The sequence below is a fragment of the Rhodanobacter ginsengisoli genome, from assembly GCF_042657065.1.
In the GTDB taxonomy this organism is placed as follows: Bacteria; Pseudomonadota; Gammaproteobacteria; order Xanthomonadales; family Rhodanobacteraceae; genus Rhodanobacter; species Rhodanobacter ginsengisoli.
In genome coordinates, this window is sequence record NZ_JBHSNF010000005.1 from 150162 (window position 1) to 170132 (window position 19971).

At 66.4% G+C, this 19971-nt stretch carries 21 protein-coding genes; 12 read left to right on the plus strand and 9 right to left on the minus strand.

Annotated elements, in window-relative coordinates:
* Window positions 1-81: 81 nt before the first annotated feature.
* Window positions 82-768 carry a hypothetical protein gene (locus ACFPPA_RS18180; protein WP_377322504.1) on the minus strand — a complete coding sequence of 229 codons (687 nt, stop codon included), beginning with the start codon at window positions 766-768 and terminating at the stop codon, window positions 82-84.
* Window positions 769-1684: 916 nt separating this feature from the next.
* Here ACFPPA_RS18180 and ACFPPA_RS18185 point away from each other — a divergent pair.
* Both ACFPPA_RS18185 and rsmG read left to right on the plus strand, forming a co-directional pair.
* The gene (locus tag ACFPPA_RS18185; RefSeq protein WP_377322506.1) at window positions 1685-2140 is read left to right on the plus strand and encodes an SPFH domain-containing protein; all 456 of its coding nucleotides are present in this window, start codon (window positions 1685-1687) and stop codon (window positions 2138-2140) included.
* Between the two features lie 164 nt (window positions 2141-2304).
* The gene (gene rsmG / locus ACFPPA_RS18190) at window positions 2305-2934 is read left to right on the plus strand and encodes a 16S rRNA (guanine(527)-N(7))-methyltransferase RsmG (RefSeq protein WP_377322508.1); all 630 of its coding nucleotides are present in this window, start codon (window positions 2305-2307) and stop codon (window positions 2932-2934) included.
* Between the two features lie 9 nt (window positions 2935-2943).
* On the opposite strand, the gene ACFPPA_RS18195 is transcribed toward rsmG, so the two are convergent.
* Complete coding sequence (locus ACFPPA_RS18195; protein WP_377322510.1) at window positions 2944-4299, minus strand: GH1 family beta-glucosidase; 1356 nt, start codon at window positions 4297-4299, stop codon at window positions 2944-2946.
* Between the two features lie 130 nt (window positions 4300-4429).
* Here ACFPPA_RS18195 and ACFPPA_RS18200 point away from each other — a divergent pair, with 130 nt between their 5' ends.
* The 5 genes from ACFPPA_RS18200 to ACFPPA_RS18220 all read left to right on the plus strand — a co-directional run bounded on the left by ACFPPA_RS18200 (window position 4430) and on the right by ACFPPA_RS18220 (window position 8911).
* The gene (locus ACFPPA_RS18200) at window positions 4430-5521 is read left to right on the plus strand and encodes an ABC transporter ATP-binding protein (RefSeq protein WP_377322512.1); all 1092 of its coding nucleotides are present in this window, start codon (window positions 4430-4432) and stop codon (window positions 5519-5521) included.
* A 79-nt stretch (window positions 5522-5600) separates the two neighbouring features.
* A complete protein-coding gene (locus tag ACFPPA_RS18205) occupies window positions 5601-6479 on the plus strand; it encodes a ParA family protein (protein ID WP_377322514.1) in 879 nt (292 codons plus the stop codon).
* Window positions 6480-6749: 270 nt separating this feature from the next.
* Window positions 6750-7619, plus strand: coding sequence for a ParB/RepB/Spo0J family partition protein (locus ACFPPA_RS18210; protein ID WP_377322516.1), 870 nt, complete (start codon window positions 6750-6752; stop codon window positions 7617-7619).
* Window positions 7620-7635: 16 nt separating this feature from the next.
* Entirely contained in the window at window positions 7636-8181 is a 546-nt protein-coding gene (locus ACFPPA_RS18215; protein WP_377322518.1) for a sigma-70 family RNA polymerase sigma factor, read from the plus strand.
* A complete protein-coding gene (locus ACFPPA_RS18220; protein WP_377322520.1) occupies window positions 8168-8911 on the plus strand; it encodes a DUF3379 family protein in 744 nt (247 codons plus the stop codon). The genes ACFPPA_RS18215 and ACFPPA_RS18220 overlap by 14 nt, the downstream gene beginning before the upstream one ends.
* Window positions 8912-8938: 27 nt before the next feature.
* Here ACFPPA_RS18220 and ACFPPA_RS18225 read toward each other — a convergent pair whose 3' ends face one another.
* The 4 genes from ACFPPA_RS18225 to ACFPPA_RS18240 are packed head-to-tail and all read right to left on the minus strand — an operon-like array spanning window position 8939 to window position 11359.
* Complete coding sequence (locus ACFPPA_RS18225; RefSeq protein ID WP_377322522.1) at window positions 8939-9436, minus strand: DoxX family protein; 498 nt, start codon at window positions 9434-9436, stop codon at window positions 8939-8941.
* Window positions 9433-10233, minus strand: coding sequence for an HvfC/BufC family peptide modification chaperone (locus ACFPPA_RS18230; protein ID WP_377322524.1), 801 nt, complete (start codon window positions 10231-10233; stop codon window positions 9433-9435). The genes ACFPPA_RS18225 and ACFPPA_RS18230 overlap by 4 nt, the downstream gene beginning before the upstream one ends.
* Entirely contained in the window at window positions 10208-11074 is an 867-nt protein-coding gene (gene bufB, locus ACFPPA_RS18235; protein WP_377322526.1) for an MNIO family bufferin maturase, read from the minus strand. Before bufB ends, ACFPPA_RS18230 begins: the two co-directional genes overlap by 26 nt.
* A 6-nt stretch (window positions 11075-11080) precedes the next feature.
* Window positions 11081-11359, minus strand: coding sequence for a BufA1 family periplasmic bufferin-type metallophore (locus ACFPPA_RS18240; RefSeq protein WP_377322528.1), 279 nt, complete (start codon window positions 11357-11359; stop codon window positions 11081-11083).
* 186 nt (window positions 11360-11545) lie between these two features.
* Here ACFPPA_RS18240 and ACFPPA_RS18245 point away from each other — a divergent pair, with 186 nt between their 5' ends.
* Complete coding sequence (locus ACFPPA_RS18245) at window positions 11546-12262, plus strand: glycosyltransferase family 2 protein (protein WP_377322530.1); 717 nt, start codon at window positions 11546-11548, stop codon at window positions 12260-12262.
* Window positions 12263-12325: 63 nt separating this feature from the next.
* Window positions 12326-12694 (plus strand): DUF488 domain-containing protein, encoded by a 369-nt coding sequence (locus ACFPPA_RS18250; RefSeq protein ID WP_377322532.1) that lies wholly within the window; start codon window positions 12326-12328, stop codon window positions 12692-12694.
* Window positions 12695-12710: 16 nt separating this feature from the next.
* Here ACFPPA_RS18250 and ACFPPA_RS18255 read toward each other — a convergent pair whose 3' ends face one another.
* A complete protein-coding gene (locus tag ACFPPA_RS18255) occupies window positions 12711-13664 on the minus strand; it encodes a patatin-like phospholipase family protein (protein WP_377322534.1) in 954 nt (317 codons plus the stop codon).
* A 240-nt stretch (window positions 13665-13904) separates the two neighbouring features.
* Here ACFPPA_RS18255 and ACFPPA_RS18260 point away from each other — a divergent pair, with 240 nt between their 5' ends.
* Window positions 13905-15677: an SLC13 family permease gene (locus ACFPPA_RS18260; RefSeq protein WP_377322536.1), complete on the plus strand. Its 1773-nt coding sequence runs from the start codon at window positions 13905-13907 to the stop codon at window positions 15675-15677.
* Between the two features lie 290 nt (window positions 15678-15967).
* Here ACFPPA_RS18260 and ACFPPA_RS18265 read toward each other — a convergent pair whose 3' ends face one another.
* On the minus strand, window positions 15968-16939 hold the full coding sequence (locus ACFPPA_RS18265; protein WP_377322538.1) for a helix-turn-helix transcriptional regulator: 972 nt from the start codon (window positions 16937-16939) through the stop codon (window positions 15968-15970).
* A 211-nt stretch (window positions 16940-17150) separates the two neighbouring features.
* On the opposite strand from ACFPPA_RS18265, the gene ACFPPA_RS18270 reads away from it, so the two are divergent.
* Window positions 17151-17978 carry a DUF481 domain-containing protein gene (locus ACFPPA_RS18270; protein ID WP_377322540.1) on the plus strand — a complete coding sequence of 276 codons (828 nt, stop codon included), beginning with the start codon at window positions 17151-17153 and terminating at the stop codon, window positions 17976-17978.
* Between the two features lie 104 nt (window positions 17979-18082).
* Here ACFPPA_RS18270 and hemC read toward each other — a convergent pair whose 3' ends face one another.
* On the minus strand, window positions 18083-19000 hold the full coding sequence (hemC, locus tag ACFPPA_RS18275) for a hydroxymethylbilane synthase (protein WP_377322542.1): 918 nt from the start codon (window positions 18998-19000) through the stop codon (window positions 18083-18085).
* Window positions 19001-19135: 135 nt separating this feature from the next.
* Between hemC and ACFPPA_RS18280 the strand changes: the two genes are divergently transcribed.
* Complete coding sequence (locus ACFPPA_RS18280) at window positions 19136-19891, plus strand: Bax inhibitor-1/YccA family protein (RefSeq protein WP_377322544.1); 756 nt, start codon at window positions 19136-19138, stop codon at window positions 19889-19891.
* Window positions 19892-19971 lie beyond the last annotated feature (80 nt).

Genomic DNA, 19971 nt, shown 5'->3' on the forward strand with positions numbered 1-19971 from the left:
AGTTGCCCATTCCCGACATCGGACCTGACCAGCAGCATCACCAGTGGAGTCGACCAGCAGGCATCGGCCAGAAGCGGACGCTCAAGGATCACTCTTACTTTCGACATTTTTGGCATTCTCGTTCTTTGAAGGCCGGGCGACGACCTCGTGAAGCAAGTTTTCGAAGCGTTGCCCGTGCTCGCCTCCCGACATTTCGAAATCAGTGGGCCACAGCACAACTTTGCCAGGAAAAATGTTGTTCGCAGATGTTGGCGTAAGTCGAAGGCTGCCATTCGACTTGTCTTCCGGAGACAATTGAAACAACGCGTAAGAGGCACGGCTGCCGTTAACGATGTCCCATACGACGCCTTGGAAGGTTCCAGTGAGACCTACCTTCCCGTCGATCATGACCCTCGACCACGGAGCGAGGGCATGCTTCGCCATGTACGCCGAACGAATCTCGCCGCTGTACTCACCGTGTCCGAGGTACTCGATGTCGAGTTGTATATCTCCGTCATCGGGAGGATGAGTGCCGTCGCTAACGAGGTTGCTACCCACCCACGAGTTAGGGTCACTTGAAAAACGCCCGACGTACTTCTGGTAGTCGATCGCCGCATTGAGCGTTGTTTCCTTTGCCGGGGCGAAATTCTCCGAGAAGGAAACGATCTTGGCTGGCAATTCGAGCACGCCGACAAACACGGCTGCTACCCAGCCTGAGGCAAAAAATAACCAACGACCCCAAGTCAGCCATCGTGAATTCTTCTGATTCGCTGGCGTTCCCGCCAGCATCCTGCTGCCGCCTGGCTCCCGCTTATTCCTCCCCCTGGGCATGCCCGCTCCTGCTTCTTGGAAGCCACATCGGCAGCGTCGGCGGCGATCTTCTGGGCGCGTTCCTGCCTGCGTATCTGACTACGATCATTGGCTGTACCGTCATGGTAACCGGGTTAACGGCACCACCTCGAATGTCCGATTCCGGTCCAGGCTGTGTGAAAGCGAAAAAGTGGCTTTTCTACTGGGCAAAACTTGAGCAATTCGCTCGGCGAGAGTTCGATTTCAGGGGGCTCGTATTCCAAGAGTCGCCAAGAATTCGCGTACGCGGCCGTTGGGCAAACTCGCCCAGGAGTTTTCACCCAGCCTGGGTCGGAAGCAGCCTGCTCCTAAGGGCGACCTACGGCCGGAAATCGACGGCTCGAGTTCTAACACGCTTATCCGGCTCGTCCGAAAATCTGTCGCAACCGGCCTATTAACCCGATGTGTCGAGGCGCATTTGGTCAATTACCGCAAAAAACGCGCAGCCTAGTTAGCTAAATGCGAATGGATCGCATCCGCAGTCTTGCGCTGAAACAGGCTACATCGGCGGTAAAGCCTCGCGTCTTCCGGCCGATCTAGTCCTTCAGGTGGCTCAGATCGAGAGTTGGCGGGCCTTATGCATCGACCTCTAGTAAGGCAGCCAAGCGCCATCTGACAGGTTTTAGGTTCACTGACGCTTTTAAGGCGCCTGCTGACATCAATAAGGACCGCCGACACGAGATCCTCCATGGGTGTCGCTTGCATCCGATTTCCCGGTTTCGTGACGAAAGCCATTGTTAAAAATTTCCGATTGTCGTTAAATCAAGGTTAATCTTCGCCTGCTCAGTCGCCTGTATCATCAAGTTGCCGCAGCTCGGCATGAACCCTAGCCAAGTTACTGTTTTCTCATACCATCATGACTCTCTTGATCCTGCTGCTCCTGTTGCCTGCCGCGCTGCTCGCCAGTGCGGTCAAGTACGTGCCAGCCGGTCAGGTCTACACCTTGCGTCGCCGCGGCAAGCCATTGCGCCTGCTGCGGGCGGGGATGCATCTGGTGCTGCCGCTGATGGATCGGGTGGCGCACAAGATCAATCTGGCTGGGCAGATGCTCCGCTTCGAGGAGCCGTTGGCGGATGCCCATGAGTTCCGCGGCACGGTGTACTGGCAGGTGCTGGAACCGGAGCGCGCCGACGCGGTGATCGAGCAGGTCGACCAGTTGATCCGCCGCGGTGCGCAGGAAGCCCTGCGTGGCGAGACGGCAGCCGAACGCGCCGATCGACGTGATCTGAGTGCCCGCGTGAAGCAGTCCTTGAACAACGCGCTGCGTGAGCGCGGCATGATGGTGACCCGGGTCGACCTCGACCTCGCGTGATCCGCGGCATCGCGTCAGGGCGCCCGAGAGCGCCGCGCAACAGGGGATTTGCACGACTTTCCAACCCGCTTCGGCGGGTTTTCCTTTGTCGGGCACGCGTCGCTGGTATCGCGGCTGCCGGCCCGGGATACTTGCCGGCCCGGATCACTCGAAAGGAAGGCACCATGGCCGCGCGCGACGCCTTGCAGGCACGACTGGAACAGGGCATCGCCGAGCTGGGGCTGGACTTGCCGGTCGAGGCGGTGCCGCGACTGCTCGACTATCAGGCCTTGCTGGAGCGCTGGAACGCCGCCTACAACCTCACCGCGGTGCGCGATCCGATGGAGATGATCACCCGCCACCTGCTCGATTCGCTGGCCATCCTGCCGTATGTGCGAGGTGACTCGCTGGCCGATCTGGGCACTGGCCCGGGCCTGCCCGGCATCGTGCTGGCGATCGCCGCGCCGGGGCGGCAGATCCTGCTGGTGGATTCCAATGGCAAGAAGGTGCGCTTCCTGCGTGAGGCGATCCGCGCGCTGAAGCTCGATGGCGTGCGTGCGCTGCAGTCGCGGGTGGAGGATGTCGAGGGCCAGTTCGACTGCATCACCGCGCGCGCGTTCGCCAGTCTGGCCGACATGCTCGGCTGGGGTGGTCACCTGCTGGCGCCGGCCGGGATCTGGCTGGCGATGAAGGGCAAGCGGCCGGATGACGAACTGGCAGGCATGCCGCCGGGCTTCGCGGTCCGCAGCACGCATGAGCTGAACGTGCCGGGGCTGCCGGCCGAACGTCATCTGCTGGTGATCGGCCGGCGCTGAACGCCGAGGCTAGTCTTCCAGCACGCCGCCGTTGCTGTCGATCACTTCGGCATACAGCTTCGCACTGGCCTTGGGCGTGCGCTGCTGGGTGGCGAAGTCGACGTGGTACAAGCCGAAACGCTTGGAAAACCCCAGCGACCACTCCAGGTTGTCCATCAGCGACCAGGCGTAATACCCCTTCAGGTTGACCCCGGCCTCGATCGCGCCATGCAGTGCCTTCAGATGCCTCCGCAGGTAGTTGGTGCGCAGCGGATCGCTGAGCACGTCCGCGTCGGCGACCGGCGGGTCGTAGAACGCCGAGCCGTTCTCGGTGATGTACAGCGGGATGTCGCCGTAGCGCTGCTTGAACCAGGTCAGCGTATCGACCAGGCCCTGCTCGAACACTTCCCAGCCGGTCTCGGTATAGGTCTTGTTGGTCTGCCGCACCGGCACCGCCTTCAGCGGATAGGCCTCCGGGTCGTGCTTCACCACCGCGCGGGTGTAGTAGTTGATGCCGATGAAGTCGACCGGCTGCCGGGTCAGCTTGAAATCGTCGGCCGGGAAGTCCGGCCATGCGTTGCCGAAGATTTCCTTCAGCTCGGGCGGGTAGCTGCCGAGCAGGGCCGGGTCGGCGAATTGTTCGTTCATGTAGGCATGCGCGCGACGGGTCGCGGCCAGGTCCTCGGCACTGTCCGAATGCGGATACTTGGGCTCGATGTTGAACACCACGCCGATCTCGTGCCGGCCATGCGCACGATAGGCCTGGATGCCGGCACCGCTGGCGCGCATCTGGTTGTGGGTGGCGATCGGCGCCTCGAACTTGTTGCGGTGGCCCGGCGCCAGCACGCCGTGCAGATAGCCGCCGTCGGTGACCACCCACGGCTCGTTGAGCGTGGACCAGCGCGGCACGCGGTCATCCAGCGCCTTGAACATCACTTCGGCGTAGTCCGCGAACCAGTGTGCGATGTCGCGGTTGAGCCAGCCGCCGCGGTCGTCGAGCGCGGCCGGCAGATCCCAATGGAACAGCGTGGCGTTCGGCGCGATGCCATTCTCCAGCAATTCGTCCACCAGCCGCGAATAGAAATCCAGCCCCTTCGGATTGACCCGGCCGGTGCCCTCGGGCAGCACCCGGGCCCAGTTGATGCTGAAGCGATAGCCCTGCAGGCCCAGGGCCCGCATCAACTGCACGTCGTCGCGGTAACGGTGGTAGTGATCGCAGGCGACGTCACCGGTGTCGCCATTGCTCATCATGCCGGGCGTATGCGCAAAGCGCTGCCAGATGCTCGGCCCCGCGCCATCGGCCAGCGGCGAGCCTTCGATCTGGTACGCCGAAGTGGCGGCGCCCCAATGGAAACCGTCCGGAAAGCGGAAACTGCGTGAGGTCATGGGGCTCCCTGCGACCAAAGGCTTGATGTAAACGATTACATGGGCAGAATAGCCCAATGCCCCGCCGAAGTGCAGACCAGCGCATGCTTTGGCGGGACGGCCGTCGCGGCCAAATACAACGGAGATGTCGATGGCCGCCGTACGTCTGGATCAGCTGCGCAAGGTCTATCCCAATGGCAACGTGGGCGTGGCCGGGGCCAGCTTCGACATCGCCGACGGTGAGCTGCTGGTGCTGGTCGGGCCTTCGGGCTGCGGCAAGACCACTCTGCTGCGCATGATCGCCGGTCTGGAGTCGATCAGCAGCGGCCAGCTCAGCATCGACGGCCGTGTGGTCAACGAGGTGGCGCCGAAGGATCGCGATATCGCGATGGTGTTCCAGAACTATGCGCTGTATCCGCACATGACGGTGGCCGAGAACCTCGGCTTCGGGCTGAAGCTGCGCGGTCACAAGCAGCCCGACATCGACCGGCGCGTGCTCGCGGCGGCGAAGACGCTGGAGCTGGAGGCGCGACTGGGCTCGCGACCGGCCGGGCTGTCCGGCGGCCAGCGCCAGCGGGTGGCGCTGGGCCGGGCGCTGGTGCGCAACCCCAGGGTGTTCCTGCTCGACGAGCCGCTGTCGAATCTGGACGCCAAGCTGCGCCTGTCGATGCGGGTGGAGATCGCGCGCCTGCACCGTCAGCTCAAGGCGACCATGATCTATGTCACCCACGACCAGATCGAGGCGATGACCCTGGGCCAGCGCATCGTGGTGCTCGATGGCGGGGTGATCCAGCAGATCGACACCCCGATGAACCTGTACCAGCGCCCGGCGAACCTGTTCGTGGCCGGCTTTGTCGGCAGCCCGGCGATGAATCTGCTGCGCGGCACGTTGAGGCACCGGGATGGCTGGGTGCTGGACACCGCGCAGGGCGACGTCGCCCTGGGCGCGTCGGCGCCGGCCGCCGACTGGTCGGCCTGGTGCGATCGCGAGGTGGTGCTGGGCATCCGCCCGGAGGACCTGCAGCCGCTGGATGGCGGCACGGCCGCGTTCCACGCGCAGCTGGAAGTGCTGGAACCGGTCGGCAACGAGATCTTCCTGAACCTGCGCTTCGGCATCCAGACCCTGGTCTCGCGGGTGCCGCCGCAGGTCCTGCCGGAGCCCGGAAGCCGCGTGGCACTGGGCCTGGTAGCGGCGCGGCTGCACCTGTTCGACCCCGCCGACGGCGCGCGCGTCGGTGCCTGACACGGCCGGGCGGGTGGGCAGCACGCGGCTGGACGAGGCATTACACTAACCCTCTCCCGCGTACGGTAGCTATCCATCCATGGCCCGCATCATCGCTGTCGCCAACCAGAAAGGCGGCGTCGGCAAGACCACCACTGCCGTCAATCTCGCCGCTGCGCTGGCCGCCGCGAAGCGCAAGGTATTGCTGGTCGACCTGGATCCGCAGGGCAACGCCACGATGGCCTCGGGCATCAACAAGCGCGATGCCAAGCCGGGTGGCTGTGAAGTGCTGCTGGAGGAAGTGGAGATCGCCGCGGCGATCGTGCCGACCGATGCGCACTACGATTTGTTGCCGGGCAACGGCGACCTCACCGCGGCCGAGCTGAAACTGATGGACGCGCTGGCGCGCGAGCACCGGTTGAAGGAAGTGCTGGCCAAGATTTCGGCGAACTACCACACCATCCTGATCGACTGCCCGCCGTCGCTGAACCTGCTCACCCTGAACGCACTGACCGCCGCCGATGGCGTGCTGATCCCGGTGCAGTGCGAGTACTTCGCGCTGGAAGGCCTGTCCAGCCTGCTCGACACGGTCAAGGCGGTGCGTCACCGGCTCAACCCGAAACTGGAGATCGAAGGCCTGCTGCGCACCATGTACGACGTGCGCAACAATCTCGGCAACGAGGTCTCGGCCCAGCTCACCCAGCATTTCGGCGACAAGGTGCTGCGCTCGATCATCCCGCGCAACGTGCGGCTGGCCGAGGCGCCCAGCCACGGCCAGCCGATCCATCTGTACGATCGCAGTTCGCGCGGCGCGATCGCCTACATCGGCCTGGCCGGTGAAGTGATCCGGCGCGAGCGCAAGCTGCCACCCGGCGATCGGCTCGATCCGATCGAGGACATTGAATCGCCGGCACCGGCACCGGTGCATGGCGCCGGCGGCCCGACGCTGAAGGCGCCGGCCGCGAATCATCAGGAATGAGAGCCTGTTCGTGATCTTCAAACACTCCGCGTTGTCATCCCGTGGCTGTCAGGCAGTAGTGCGCGGTGCCGGCCTGCCTGGCCGGCAGGCCGATCCGCGCGCTGCCGCGTGGCGGCCACGGGATGGCAACCCGTCGGGCCGGATCTGTCTGCGTGCAGGCCGGCGTCATCATTCGGTCGTGGACGGACGTCCACTTCCTCACTCTTCCTTGGCTTGCGCGCAAACAGCTTCCGGCGCGGGGTGCTTGAAGATCATGAACAGGCTCTAGACATGGCTGCTGCGAAGAAACGTGGATTGGGACGCGGGCTCGATGCCCTGCTCGGAGGCGACGGCGAGGGTTCGCCGTCGGTGATCGGGCAGGAGGGCGAGCTGCGCATGTTGCCGATCCAGCAGATCCAGCCGGGCAAGTACCAGCCGCGCCGGCACTGGAACGACGAGGCGCTGGACGAGCTGGCCGCCTCGATCAGGGCGCAGGGCGTGATCCAGCCGGTGGTGGTGCGTGAGCTGGGCAGGAACAGCTACGAGCTGATCGCCGGCGAACGCCGCTGGCGCGCGGCCCAGCGTGCCCAGCTCGGCGAGATTCCCGCGCTGATCAAGAAGGTGTCCGAGGAAGCCGTGCCGGCGATGGCGCTGATCGAGAACATCCAGCGGCAGGACCTCACGCCGCTGGAAGAAGCCGATGCGCTGAAACGCCTGATCGACGACTTCGACCTCACCCACCAGCAGGCCGCCGATGCGGTCGGCCGCTCGCGTGCCGCGGTATCCAACCTGCTGCGGCTGACCGAACTGCCCGCCTCGATCAAGAAGCTGCTCGATGAAGGCAAGCTGGAAATGGGCCATGCCCGCTGCCTGCTGACCCTGCCCGAACGCGACGCCGAAAGCCTGGCGCTGGAAGCGGCGCGCAACGGCTGGAGCGTGCGCGAACTGGAAGAGGCCGCCCGGCGCGCGCAGAGTGCGCCCAAGGGCAAGGCCAAGAGTGCACCGGCGCGCGACCCGAACATCGCCGACCTCGAGCGCGAACTGGCCGAACGCTTCGCCACCCGGGTCGAGCTGGCCCAGGGCCGTGGCGGTCGCGGCAAACTCGTGATCCACTATCACAGCCACGACGAACTCGAAGGCATCCTGCAAAAGGTGCGTTGACGCGAGGGGATGAAAGATGAAACGCCTCGGCCCGGTCTCCTTGGTGGTGAATCCCCGACAACGACAATTCGAAGCGCTGACGCGCGCCCATACCGGCGACCTGTACCGGTTTGCCTACTGGCTGTGCGGACACGATGCGCTGGCCCAGGACCTGGTCCAGGAAACCATGCTGCGCGCCTGGAAAAACCTCGACGCGCTGCGTGAGACCGAGGCCGCCAAACCCTGGTTGCTGACCATCCTGCGCCGCGAGCATGCCCGCCATTACGAACGTCGACAGCTGGACACCGTCGAATTGAACGAAGGCATCACCGACGACGCGGCCTGGGCCAGCCCCGAGCGTCATGGTGACGCCGCCGAACTACGTGAAGCCATGTCGAAACTACCGCACAAATATCGCGAACCGCTGCTGCTGCAGGTACTGGGCGGGATGAGCTGCGACGAGATCGCCTGTGAGCTCGGCCAGCAGCCCGGTGCGGTGATGACGCAGTTGTTCCGCGCGCGGCAGAAGCTGAAGTCCATCCTGCACGGCGAGCGCCCGGAGGCACAGCATGGACTGTCTTGAGTTCCGTCGCCGACTGGGTGCGGAGCCGCAGGCGCGCGATGCCCGCTTGCAGGCCCATCGCGACGAATGCGCCGCCTGCACCGCCGCGTGGGAGCGTGCGCAGCAGGCCGAGCGCGAGCTGCTGGCCGCGCTGGAGATCCCGGTACCGGCCGGACTGGCCGAACGCGTGCTGCTGGCACAGGCCACCGGCGAGCGCCGGCAACATGTGCGTCGGCGTCGAATGGCCCTGGCGATGGCCGCCTCGCTGCTGATCGTGGTCGCCGCTGGCGGCCTGATCTGGCGGCAGCTGGATGCCCATTCGCTGCCGGCGCTGGCGGTCGCGCACATGCCGGAGGAAATCCATTCGCTGGACCTGACCCGGCCGGTCGACGCGCAGGCGATCACCGGTGGTTTCACCTATCGCGGCGTGCACCTGCACGGGCCGCTGCCCGACGACGTGACCTACGTGAACGACTGCCCGGTGGGTCCCTACCGCACCGTGCACCTGGTCAGCCGGGTCGACGACGTGTCGGTCGCGGTGCTGTACGTGCCGGGCCAGCATGCCCGCACGGCACGCGATTTCCATCGCGATGGCTGGCGCGGCCGTGTGGTGCCCCTGCAGCATGGCCTGCTGGTGCTGCTGACCGACCGTACCGGCAAGCGTCCGTTCAATGCCGTGGCGGACACCGTGGCGCAGGACTGGCGGGTGGCCATCGACGGACTCGGCGAACAGCGGCTCGGCCAGCTCTAGGCGGACCCGGGGTTCGACCGTCACGGTTCAGGCTGGCGAGGCATCGCGACGACGCAGCCACCAGCTGCCCAGGCCATCCAGCGAGAGGCTGCCGGGGCCCCAGGCCACCAGTGCCAGAAACATCAGGCCCCATGCCTTGTGGTCGTCGAAATCGCTGCCGACCAGGCCGGTCCAGAAGCCGTCCGGCCACAGGTCCGGATACGACACCACGGCGACGATGTTGTAGACGAACAGCATCGCGGCGATCGCGCGGGTACCCAGGCCAAAGGCCAGAAACCATGGCGTGATCAGTTCGACCCAGGTGCCCAGCGCGGCCGCCACCGGCGGTGACAGCAACGGCACGTGGTACTCGCTGCTGAACAGCGCCAGCGTGCCCGACGGATCGGCCAGTTTGACGACGCCGGCGCGCCAGAACGCGGCCGCCACCAGCAGCCGGAACAGCAGCAGGACCAGCGGCTGCAGGTGACGCAAGGCGGCGGTCAGGTCCTGCCAGTGGCGTACGGAAGTCGAGGTGGAGGCATTCATGCGGGATTCTCTGCAGGAGTCAAGGAAGGGGGTACGTGGTGAATGAGCGCGTGGGTCAGCACCGGGCCGAGCAGCGCGGCGATCCCGGCCCCGGCATCGAGTGCCTGCGCTGCCGCCAGGGCGACGGATACCCGCGCGCCCTGCTTCAGTGCGGCGACAAAGGCGACCCCGGCCGGCGTGCAGCTCTGCATTGCCACCTGGCCGTCTTCGCGCCACAGCAGCACGCCCTGCGCGCCGCCCTCGAGATTCACGTGCGAGGTCTCGGGCGACTCGCAGTAACGCCACAGGTCGAGCAGCGGAAAAGGCGCGGCCATCGCGTGCACGCAGGGCAGCAGGTGCAAGGCCGGGTCGTCACCGGCGACCCGCAGCGCCGCCGCCAGTGCCGCGGCGTCGAGCGGCTCGGCGTCGGCGGCCAGGATCGTGCGCTGGCGCAGCCAGTCCAGCCGCGTCAGTTCGCCGAGCCAGGCCAGCCCCGACAGTTCCGGCTGGGCCTGGAGATAGTCCGCGAAGTCGTCGCCCAGGTTCTGCAGGTTGCCGCTGCGGCTGCCGTGCCAGGCCGCGTAGCGCGTGGCCCAGCCATCGAAGCAATCGGTGCCGAGCATGCGCTCGACCGCCGGGAAGCTGGTGACCAGCGAGGCCACCTGGGTGGCCAGGATCGCATTGCGATAGATCTGCAGGCGTGCCGCCGGCGCGATGCCGCGGGCATCGATCCACGGCAGCAGCGCGGGCGCGGCGCCATCGATCATGGCGCGGGCGAAGCCCGACTGCAGCTCAGACAGGCTCGGTGGCGCGGACATGCAGGTGTTCCGTGGCGATGCGGGCTTCGTCCTCGAGGACCTCGAAGGGCGGCAGATCCTGATCCCATTCGATCAGGGTCGGTCGGGGGCCCAGGCGTTCGATCGCGTGGGCATAGAGCCGCCACACGGCGGGGTCGACGCGGTGATCGTGGGTGTCGATCAGCAGCGGTCCCCCCAGGCCTTCCTTGCGGGTGAATCCGGCCAGGTGGATCTCGCCGACCGTGGCGGGGTCGATGCTGTCCAGGTAGCGCACGGCGTCGATGCCGTGGTTGATGCTGTTGACGTAGACATTGTTGACGTCGAGCAGCAGGCCGCAACCGCTGCGCCGGGCCAGCGCGGCGAGGAACTCCCACTCGGGCATGCTCGAATGCGTGTAATGGATGTAGCTGGAGACGTTCTCCAGCAACACCTGTCGCTGCAGCGCCTGCTGCAGCTGATCGACATGCTCGACCATCACCGCCAGGGCTTCCTCGGTATACGGCAGCGGCAGCAGGTCATTGAAATGGCGTCCGCCGACCGCACCCCAGCAGACATGCTCGGAGACCAGCGCCGGCGCGGTGCGCACGATCACCTCGCGCAGGCGCCGCAGGTGCGCCGGGTCCAGCGCGTCGACGCTGCCCAGCGACAGCCCCACGCCATGCAGGCTGACCGGATAGTCGCGGCGCACGCGAGCGAAGACGTCCCACATCGGGCCGCCTTCGCAAAACAGGTTCTCGCTGTGCAGTTCGAAGAACGGCACGGCCGGTCGCCGCTCCAGCACATGCTCGATGTGCGGCGGCCGCAACCCGATCCCGACGGCTGCCGGGATCGGGCCCGCGCGATGATCACGCGCTGGCTGCATCGACGATCAGCCGTTCTTCGGGGTCAGCGAACCGCCCGCGAGCTTCGAGCACAGGCCGGTCGGCACCTCGACGAACGAGTTCGGATCGCGTGCCTTCGACGACTGCCCGGCGCAGGAGTGCGAGCCCGCCTTGCAGTCGTTCTTGTGCGCGGCGTTGACGCCGTAACACTTCTGCATGCTGCCGGCGTCCATCTTGTCGGCGGCGTGCGAGCTGGTGGCGACGCCCAGCGCGCCGGCGGCGAGCAGGCTGAGCAGGGTGGAGCTGATGACGGTCTTGGCTTGCATGGGTCTCTCCTGTGGATGCCGGACGATTCCGGCTGCAACAGATGACCCGGCCGGCCCGGAATTCCTTACAACGGGTTTCGGTCTCGGGTGCCCCGGCGGCCGGCGGCGCCGCCCGTGGCCGGCGGCCGCGGGCGCGAAACCGGCGCATGCGCGATAATCGGCGTCTGACTGTTTCCGGAATGGATCATGCCCCAGCTCTCCGTCGTCGTTCCCGTGTTCAACGAGCGCGACAATATTCCGCCGCTGCTCGCCGAGATCGCCACCGCCTTGCGCGGCCGGGTCGACTACGAGGTGATCTACGTCGACGACGATTCCAGCGACGACAGCCGCGAGGTGCTGGCGGCGCAGAAGACGCTGCATCCGGAGTTGCGCGTGCTCCATCACGTCACCCGCAGCGGGCAGAGCACCGCGGTGTGGAATGGCGTGCGCGCGGCGCGGGCGCCGTGGATCGCCACGCTGGACGGCGATGGCCAGAACGATCCGGGCGACATCCCCAAACTGCTGGCTGCGCGCGATGCCGCGATGGCCGAGACGCGGCTGTTCGCCGGCTGGCGTACCACCCGCCGCGACAGCTTCAACAAGCGCATTTCCTCGAAGGTCGCCAATGCGGTGCGCTCGCGCATGCTGCGCGACGCCACGCCGGATACCGGCTGCGGCCTGAAGCTGTTCGATCGCGAGGTGTTCCTGCGCCTGCCCTATTTCGACCACATGCACCGCTATCTGCCGGCGCTGGTCAAGCGTGCCGGGTTCCGGAGCCAGAGCGTCCCGGTCGGGCATCGTCCGCGTACCGCCGGGGTATCCAAGTACGGCATGCTGGATCGGCTGTGGGTCGGGCTGGCCGACCTGCGCGGCGTGGCGTGGCTGATGCGCCGTGGCAAGGTGACCCGGGTCGAGGAACTTTGACTCACGTCATGCCGAGCCGATCCGGTCGTCGTATGCTGACAGACCTCCTTTCGGGGGATCGTCATGAGTATCGTCGTCAAACGTGTCTACGAGCCGGCCGCCCATAGCGACGGTTACCGTGTACTGATCGACCGGTTGTGGCCGCGCGGGCTCAAGAAGGAGGGCGCGCCGCTGGACCTGTGGGCGAAGGAGCTGGCGCCATCCACCGCATTGCGCCAGTGGTTCGGGCACGCGCCGGCCCGCTGGGACGGTTTTCGCCACCGCTATGCCAGCGAGCTGGACGGCGTGCCCGAATACTGGCGCCCGCTGGCCGAGCGGGCGGCGCGGCACACGGTCACCCTGCTCTACGCGGCACGCGACGAGGAGCACAACAACGCGGTGGCGCTCAAGGCGTATCTGGAGAACTGGTTGCGCACGCACGGTCCCTGCTGACCGCTGCGGGAGTCGCTCAGGGCGACCGCAGCGGGGCGGTCGATCTCGGCCAGTCGGTCAGTGCCGCGCGCGCCTGCAGGCGACCCCGTTCGATCAGCTCGCGGGCGCGGTAGAACTCGTAGACGCTGGCGATGTTGCGTGGCAGCTCGATCAGCAGGTCCGGCTCGTAGGCGGCCAGTCGCAGTCGCGACAGGTTGGCCTGCATCAGATCCATCGCCTGCGCCAGCGTATCCAGCGTGCCTGGCGTGCGCGGCTGGCTTTCGCCTCCCGGCATCAGGCGGGTGATGAACTCGCCGATGCGGTGCCGATAGCTGTTCTCGTCGACCGGCTCGCGCGCCACCGGCGCGACCGGGACCGCCGCCTCGGACGGACCGTCGATACTCACTGCGAGCAGGAAGTCCGCCCGTACGCCGATCAACGGGGTCACCGGTACCGGGTTGAGCAGGGCGCCATCGACCAGGCGCCGGCCGTCGAGGCGATGCGGGCGGAACACCGTGGGCACCGCGATCGAGGCGCGGATCGCATCGAACAGGCTGCCGCGGGTCAGCCATACCTCGCGCTCGCGATCGAGATCGGTGGCCACCGCGGTGAAGGCCAGCGGCAGCTCCTCGATGCGGATGTCGCCGATCAGGCTGCGCAGGGTGTCGATGATCCGCTCGCCCTTGATCAGGCCGCCGCCGGAAAACGTCCAGTCGAGCAGCCGCAGCACGTCGAACCGGGCCAGCGCGCAGACCCAGTCGCGATAGACGTCCAGCTTGCCCATCGCGTGGATGCCGCCGATCAGGGCGCCCATCGAACTGCCGGCAATCGCGACGATCTCGAATCCCTGAGCCTCGAGCTCCTCGATCACGCCGATATGCGCCAGCCCCTTCGCGCCACCGGCTCCCAGTGCGAGCGCTACCGTGGGCTTGTCCGCCGCGGCCGTCGCCGCGATGGCGAGGCTGGCGGTGGTGATTTCGTCATGATTCATACGCCTGCTCCGATCGCGGACTGGCTGTGCTGCGGGATTCCTCCTTCGCCATGATCGCTACCCGTTTCCTTGCGGTGCGGAGGCGAACGGGCCGGCCCCGGTGATACACATCGAGCCTTGCCGGTTAGGATGAGGGCCTGCAAGAACGACGGCAAGCCCTGGAGCACGCATGCGCCACACCGATGAACCCTCGATCCAGCGGTCTCTCGCGATGCGCGCGGCGCGCACGCGAGTACCCGCATGACCTGGCAGGCATGGGCCACGGTGGTGGTGATCGCCACGGCGATGGCGTTGTTCGCCAGCGAAAAGGTGCGCATCGATCTGGTCGCGCTGATGACCCTGGCGGTGCTGGTGATCCTGGGCATCGTGAGTCCGGTCGAAGCCCTGTCCGGCTTCAGCAATGAAGCCACCGTGACGGTGGCGGCGATGTTCGCGTTGAGCCTGGGCATCGAGCGTTCCGGAGCACTGGAGCCGCTGAGCCGGCTGCTGATGAAGATTCGGCAACCGTGGTTGCTGACCCTGGCCGTCATGCTGGTGATCGCTCCGCTGGGCGCCTTCATCAAGAACATCGCGCTGGTGGCCACCTTCCTGCCGCTGGTGCTGCGCGTATGCCAGCGCACGCATACCTCGCCGGCGCGCGTGCTGATGCCGATGGCCTACGCGGCGCAGATGGGCGGCGTGTGCACGCTGATCGGCACCTCCTCGAACCTGCTGGCCGACAGCCTGGCGCAGAAGCAGGGCCTGTTGCCGATCGGCGTGTTCGAGATGACGCCGCTGGGTGCGGTGCTCGGCGTCGCCGGCATCGTCTACCTGATGCTGGTCGGCCGCTGGCTGCTGCCGGCGCATATCGACACGCAGCTGCCGGAAGAACTGGAAATCGGCAAGTACGTGACCGAGCTGGAGCTGACCGCGGACTCGCCGCTGATCGGCAAGATGATCGCCGACGCCCAACTGGGCGAGAAGTTCGGTGTCTATCCGCTGGAATTGCTGCGCGGTGAACGACGCATGTGGTCACCGCGCTCGCAGCAGCTGGCGGCGGGCGACGTGCTGCTGGTGCGTGGCGACTGGGACAAGATCGAGGAATTCCGCCGCGGCGCCAAGCTGCGCAACGCGCCGGAGCTGCACTACGCCCATGGCGACGAGCGCCCCCGCGTGCTGACCGAGATGATCGTGGCGCCGGGCAGTTCGATCGAGGGCCGCCGCTTTCTCGAATCCGGTATCGGCTGGCGCTACAACGCCACCCTGCTGGCGATCCACCGCCGCGGTGTCGTGCTGCGCGACAAGCTCAGCGACGTCAGCCTGGCGGTCGGCGACGTACTGATGGTGCTGGTCGACGAGGACAGCATGTCGAAGCTGCGCGGCGAGGAGGCCTTCATCGTGCTGACCGAGCGCGAGGACGCGCACCGGACCCCGCGCAAGGCACTCGTGGCGGTGGCGATCATGGCCGCGGTGGTGCTGATCTCGGGCATGCACTGGTTGCCGATTCCGATCGCCGCGATCTGCGGTGCCACGGCGATGGCGCTGACCGGCTGTTTCGGTCGCAAGGATGTCTACGAGGGCATCGACTGGAAAATCATCATCCTGCTCGGTGCGATCCTGCCGCTGGGCCTGGCGATCGAGAAGACCGGCCTGTCGACCACGGTGGTGCAACTGGGCATGGGCCTGGTCGGCGACCACGGGCCGCTGGCCGCCCTGCTGATGATCTACCTGCTGACCGCCCTGCTCACCGAGTTGATGGGACACAACCCGTCGGTGGTGCTGATGGTGGGCATCGCGGTGTCGGTGGCGCATGCGGTGCACGCCGATGCGCGTCCGTTCGTGGTGGCGGTGGCGTTCGCCGCGGCGACCTCGTTCGCCACCCCGGTCGGCTACCCCACCAACACCATGGTCTATTACGCCGGCGGCTACCGTTTCACCGATTTCATGAAGGTGGGTATCCCGTTGATCCTGATGTTCTGCGCGCTGTCGATGTGGCTGATCCCGCATTTCTGGCCGTTCCATCCGCTTCAATAAGGCAATGCGCTCCTTGCGTTTGCTCCCTCTCCCCTGCGGGGAGACGACTGCATGGATGCAGGAGGTAGAGCAATGCAGGGAGCGATTGCCGAGGGTTGGGGTGAGGGGGACAATCTTGCACGGAAGCTGCACCGGAGCGGGCTTTGTTCGGCCTTCCCGCGAGCACCCGCCCTCACCTCAATCCTCTCCCGCAAGCGGGAGAGGAGGCGAACGTGCCAAGCGGGTTCGTGCCTTCGTGCATCACCGCCTCGGGAACACTGCGGCACAGATGGACATATCCAGTTTTGCTGTCAGGCGTAGCCGCCCAGGGCCAGTTGCAGCAGGATCTTCATTTCCTCGCGCAGCGACAACGGTGCCACCACCTCGGCATCCGGGCCGTACTTGAGTACGTCCATCAGCAGCTCCTTCGAATTGGAGTACGGCACCTTCAGCTCGTAGCGGCCGTCCGGCAGCCACTCGCCCTTCTGCTGCGAATGCCAGTGTTCGTCGGCCACCCAGCGGGCCGCGTGCGCGGAAAAGCGCAGGGTCGCCCACGCCTTCGGCTTGCCGGCGAAGATGCCGTAGCTGGAGGTGAGCAGGTCGTTGAGGTCGGCATCCGGGACATCGATGGCGGCGGCATCCAGTGCACCCGCCTCGACGATGCGGTCGACAGCGAAGCTGCGCAGTGCCTCGCGGTCGTGATCCCAGACGTCGAGGTACCAGTTGTCGCGGTAATGCGTCAGTCGTTGCGGTGACACGGTGCGGCGGCTGTCGGCATTGGTGGTGCGCGCGCGGTAGCGGAAGCGCAGCTGCTTGCGCTCGAGCACCGCGCCGGCGACGATGCGAAACACCTGCTGGTCGAGCTTGCGCTCGCCCCACGGGATCACCCGGATGCGCTCGATCGGCAAGGCCTTGCCGCTGTCGTGATGCGACAGCAGGCCCTCGATGCGCGCCTTGAACGGCGCCAGTGCGCCGGCCAGCACGCCGGGGCCGGAGCGGCTGATCAGCTCGTTCAGGGCCAGCAGCGAGGCCAGTTCGTCCGAGGTCAGCCACAGCCCGGGCAGCTCGAACTTCTCGCCTTCGCCGAGCTCGTAGCGGAACGCGGCCTGGTCGGTGCCCGCACTCTCGATCGGCGCGCCGAGCGCGTCGCGCAGGAACGCCACGTCGCGGTACAGCGTGGCACGCGAGCATTCCAGTTCACCGAGCAGGCGCGACAACGGAATCGGGTAATGCGCCGACTTCAGCAGGCGGTGCAGGCTCAATATGCGTTCGTAGCGATCCATGGTGTCGTCGGCATAAGGTGGGAGGGCGCCGTGTAGCATGGCGGCGGCCCGGGACCGCCGCAAGTCGTCGTCGATTCGCGGTGCACGGCGCCCGCACCGGCCAGTTGGAACCGTGGGGCTGACGGGGCGGTCAGAGCCTGTTGTTCATTGCAAGTTCAATCCGTCCCGTTAAGGTGAGCGGCTTACTAATGTTTAACAAATGGATCGCCGGATGAAGAAGACCCTGCTCGCCAGCCTGTTGCTGGCCACGATTGCCAGCTCCGCCGTGTACGCCCAGGATGCCGCGCCCGACGCGGCGAGTGCCGATTCGGCCGCCAGCCATGGTGGCTGGAGTGGTTCCGGTGAATTCGGTTTCGCCTCGTCCACCGGCAATTCGCGCTCGGAGAACGTCAATGCCAAGCTCGGCCTGAACCAGGAAAACGAGCAGTGGAAGAACAGCTTCTTCCTCGACGGCTTGCGTTCGAAGAGCCAGCAGAAGGTGGTCGATGCGGCCGGCAACACGATCAAGCAGTTCAACACCACGGCAAACCGCTACGACGGCGGTGCCTCGGTCGGCTACAAGCTCGATACGCGCAGCTACATCGTCGGCGCGGCGCGTTACGAGCACGACGACTTCGGCGCCAACCTGTGGCAGGGCATCGTCTCGCTCGGCTACGGTTATATCGCGCTGAAGGACGATCGCAACGAGCTGTCGTTCGAAATCGGCCCGGGTTACAAGCGTTACCGGCCGGCCGATATCGACATGGTGATCAACGGCGTCAGCGTGCCGCAGCGGCAGGCGACCCAGGGCGAGATGGTGGCCCGTGGTCTGGTCAACTACAAGTACAAGCTCACCAGCAACACCTCGTTCGAGAACACCCTGCTGATGGAAGCGGGCTCGAAGAACACCTACCTGCAGAATGACGCCGGTCTGGCGGTCAGCATGACGCGCAAGCTGGCGCTGAAGGTCGGTTTCCAGGTGCGGCACAACAGCGACGTGCTGGCGGGCACCCGGAAGACCGACACGCTGACCACGACCAATCTGGTCTACAGCTTCTGAGCCGGGCGCTCATGCCCGAGCGAAACGGCCCCGTCGCGTCAGCGGCGGGGCCGTTTTTCAGATGGCACTCGAGGCTCGAGCCCGCAGACGGCCGCCGGTTTCCGTCAAAATCCGAGTAATTCGCCCGCACCCTGCGCCAGCAGCGCCGCCGCGACCTGCCGGCCCAGTGCCAGGGCCTGGTCGGTATCGCTGCTGGCGTGTGCATGCAGCAACCGGCCGTTGGCCACGTCGCCGACCATGCCGCGCAGGTGCAGGCCGTGCTCGCCCAGCACGCACCAGGCGCCGACCGGCACCGTGCAGCTGCCGCCGAGCGCCTGGTTCATGGCGCGCTCGGCGCTGACCATGAGCCGCGTATCGGCATCGTCCAGCGCGGCCAGCAGGGCCGCGACGCCCGGCTGGTCGTCGCGCGCCTCGATCGCGATCGCCGCCTGGCCCGGTGCGGGCAGCCAGTCCGGGGCGGCCAGCCGGGCGCGGATGCGCGAGGCCAGGCCCAGCCGTTCCAGTCCCGCACAGGCCAGCACGATCGCGTCATAGCCGCCGGCATCGAGTTTGCCCAGGCGGGTGCCGACGTTGCCGCGCAGGTCGAGCAGTTGCAGATCCGGTCGCCAGGCGCGCAATTGCGCCTGCCGCCGCAGCGAGGAGGTGCCGACCCGCGCACCCAGCGGCAGCGCCGCCAGATCGGCATGGTCGTTGCTCACGAAGGCATCGGCCGCGTCGGCCCGCGGCAGGATCGCCGGCAGCGTGAAACCGGGCTCGAGTTGCACCGGCACGTCCTTCAGCGAATGCACGGCCAGATCGGCACGGCCTTCCAGCATCGCCACCTCGAGTTCCTTCAGGAACAGGCCCTTGCCGCCGATCGAGGCCAGCGGCTGGTCGAGAATCTCGTCGCCGCGGGTGCTCATCGGCACCAGTTCCACCGTCAATCCCGGATGCGCCGCACGCAGCAGGGCCGCCACATGCTCAGCCTGCCATAACGCGAGCGCGCTCTTGCGGGTGGCGATACGCAGGGTGGAAGGGTTCATCGGAACTCCGCGACATTCGGCAAGGTCGTATTGTCGCGTAGTTTGCGCACGTCAGCGCAGCGGCGTATCGGCGCAGGCCGGCGGCCACCTCGCCGCCGGCAAGGTACGATGACCGGCATCTCACGGGAGTACATCATGCAAAGCGGCAACCCGGCACTCAACAAGAACACCTTCCTCGACGCCGCCAGCGGTGCGCTCGCATCGCACGGCGACGAGGTGATGACCCTCAACGGCACGGTCAACAAGACCGGCCTGCTGCTGGTCCTGGTCCTGATCGGCGCGACATACAGCTGGAGCCAGTTCGCCGGTCCGGCGAGCCTGCCGGCAATGTTGCCGCTGATGCTCGGCGGCGCCATCGGCGGGCTGATCCTCGCCCTCATCACCGTCTTCAAGAAAACCTGGGCCCCGGTCACCGCACCGCTGTACGCGCTGGTGGAGGGCGTCTTCATCGGTGCGATCTCGGCGATGTTCGAGATGCGCTACCCCGGCATCGTGATGCAGGCGGTCGGCCTCACATTCGGCGTGGCGGCCGCCCTGCTGCTGGCCTATCGCAGCGGGCTGATCCGCGCCACCGAGAAATTCAAGCTGGGCGTGGTCGCCGCTACCGGCGGCGTGTTCCTGCTGTACATGGCCAACATGGTGATGGGTTTCTTCGGCCACTCGATGGGCTTCATCAACGGCAGCAGCGGCCTGGGCATCGCCTTCAGCGCGGTGGTGGTGGTGATCGCCGCGCTCAACCTGATCCTCGATTTCGACATGATCGAATCCGGCGTCAACGTCCGCGCGCCGAAGTACATGGAGTGGTACGGCGCGTTCGCGCTGGTGGTCACCCTGGTCTGGCTGTACCTGGAACTGCTGCGCCTGCTGTCGAAGCTGCAGTCGCGCAACTAGGCTGCCGCGCCCCTGCGGGCGCTCCTGGCACAGATACACAAAAGGCGCGGTCACCCGCGCCTTTTGTGTGTCTTGCGGAC

Bases quoted from the DNA above. Each gene is read 5' to 3' on its own strand.
- ACFPPA_RS18180 (WP_377322504.1), bottom strand. From the start codon at position 768: ATGCTGGCGGGAACGCCAGCGAATCAGAAGAATTCACGATGGCTGACT.
- ACFPPA_RS18185 (WP_377322506.1), top strand. From the start codon at position 1,685: ATGACTCTCTTGATCCTGCTGCTCCTGTTGCCTGCCGCGCTGCTCGCC.
- rsmG (WP_377322508.1), top strand. From the start codon at position 2,305: ATGGCCGCGCGCGACGCCTTGCAGGCACGACTGGAACAGGGCATCGCC.
- ACFPPA_RS18195 (WP_377322510.1), bottom strand. From the start codon at position 4,299: ATGACCTCACGCAGTTTCCGCTTTCCGGACGGTTTCCATTGGGGCGCC.
- ACFPPA_RS18200 (WP_377322512.1), top strand. From the start codon at position 4,430: ATGGCCGCCGTACGTCTGGATCAGCTGCGCAAGGTCTATCCCAATGGC.
- ACFPPA_RS18205 (WP_377322514.1), top strand. From the start codon at position 5,601: ATGGCCCGCATCATCGCTGTCGCCAACCAGAAAGGCGGCGTCGGCAAG.
- ACFPPA_RS18210 (WP_377322516.1), top strand. From the start codon at position 6,750: ATGGCTGCTGCGAAGAAACGTGGATTGGGACGCGGGCTCGATGCCCTG.
- ACFPPA_RS18215 (WP_377322518.1), top strand. From the start codon at position 7,636: ATGAAACGCCTCGGCCCGGTCTCCTTGGTGGTGAATCCCCGACAACGA.
- ACFPPA_RS18220 (WP_377322520.1), top strand. From the start codon at position 8,168: ATGGACTGTCTTGAGTTCCGTCGCCGACTGGGTGCGGAGCCGCAGGCG.
- ACFPPA_RS18225 (WP_377322522.1), bottom strand. From the start codon at position 9,436: ATGAATGCCTCCACCTCGACTTCCGTACGCCACTGGCAGGACCTGACC.
- ACFPPA_RS18230 (WP_377322524.1), bottom strand. From the start codon at position 10,233: ATGTCCGCGCCACCGAGCCTGTCTGAGCTGCAGTCGGGCTTCGCCCGC.
- bufB (WP_377322526.1), bottom strand. From the start codon at position 11,074: ATGCAGCCAGCGCGTGATCATCGCGCGGGCCCGATCCCGGCAGCCGTC.
- ACFPPA_RS18240 (WP_377322528.1), bottom strand. From the start codon at position 11,359: ATGCAAGCCAAGACCGTCATCAGCTCCACCCTGCTCAGCCTGCTCGCC.
- ACFPPA_RS18245 (WP_377322530.1), top strand. From the start codon at position 11,546: ATGCCCCAGCTCTCCGTCGTCGTTCCCGTGTTCAACGAGCGCGACAAT.
- ACFPPA_RS18250 (WP_377322532.1), top strand. From the start codon at position 12,326: ATGAGTATCGTCGTCAAACGTGTCTACGAGCCGGCCGCCCATAGCGAC.
- ACFPPA_RS18255 (WP_377322534.1), bottom strand. From the start codon at position 13,664: ATGAATCATGACGAAATCACCACCGCCAGCCTCGCCATCGCGGCGACG.
- ACFPPA_RS18260 (WP_377322536.1), top strand. From the start codon at position 13,905: ATGACCTGGCAGGCATGGGCCACGGTGGTGGTGATCGCCACGGCGATG.
- ACFPPA_RS18265 (WP_377322538.1), bottom strand. From the start codon at position 16,939: ATGGATCGCTACGAACGCATATTGAGCCTGCACCGCCTGCTGAAGTCG.
- ACFPPA_RS18270 (WP_377322540.1), top strand. From the start codon at position 17,151: ATGAAGAAGACCCTGCTCGCCAGCCTGTTGCTGGCCACGATTGCCAGC.
- hemC (WP_377322542.1), bottom strand. From the start codon at position 19,000: ATGAACCCTTCCACCCTGCGTATCGCCACCCGCAAGAGCGCGCTCGCG.
- ACFPPA_RS18280 (WP_377322544.1), top strand. From the start codon at position 19,136: ATGCAAAGCGGCAACCCGGCACTCAACAAGAACACCTTCCTCGACGCC.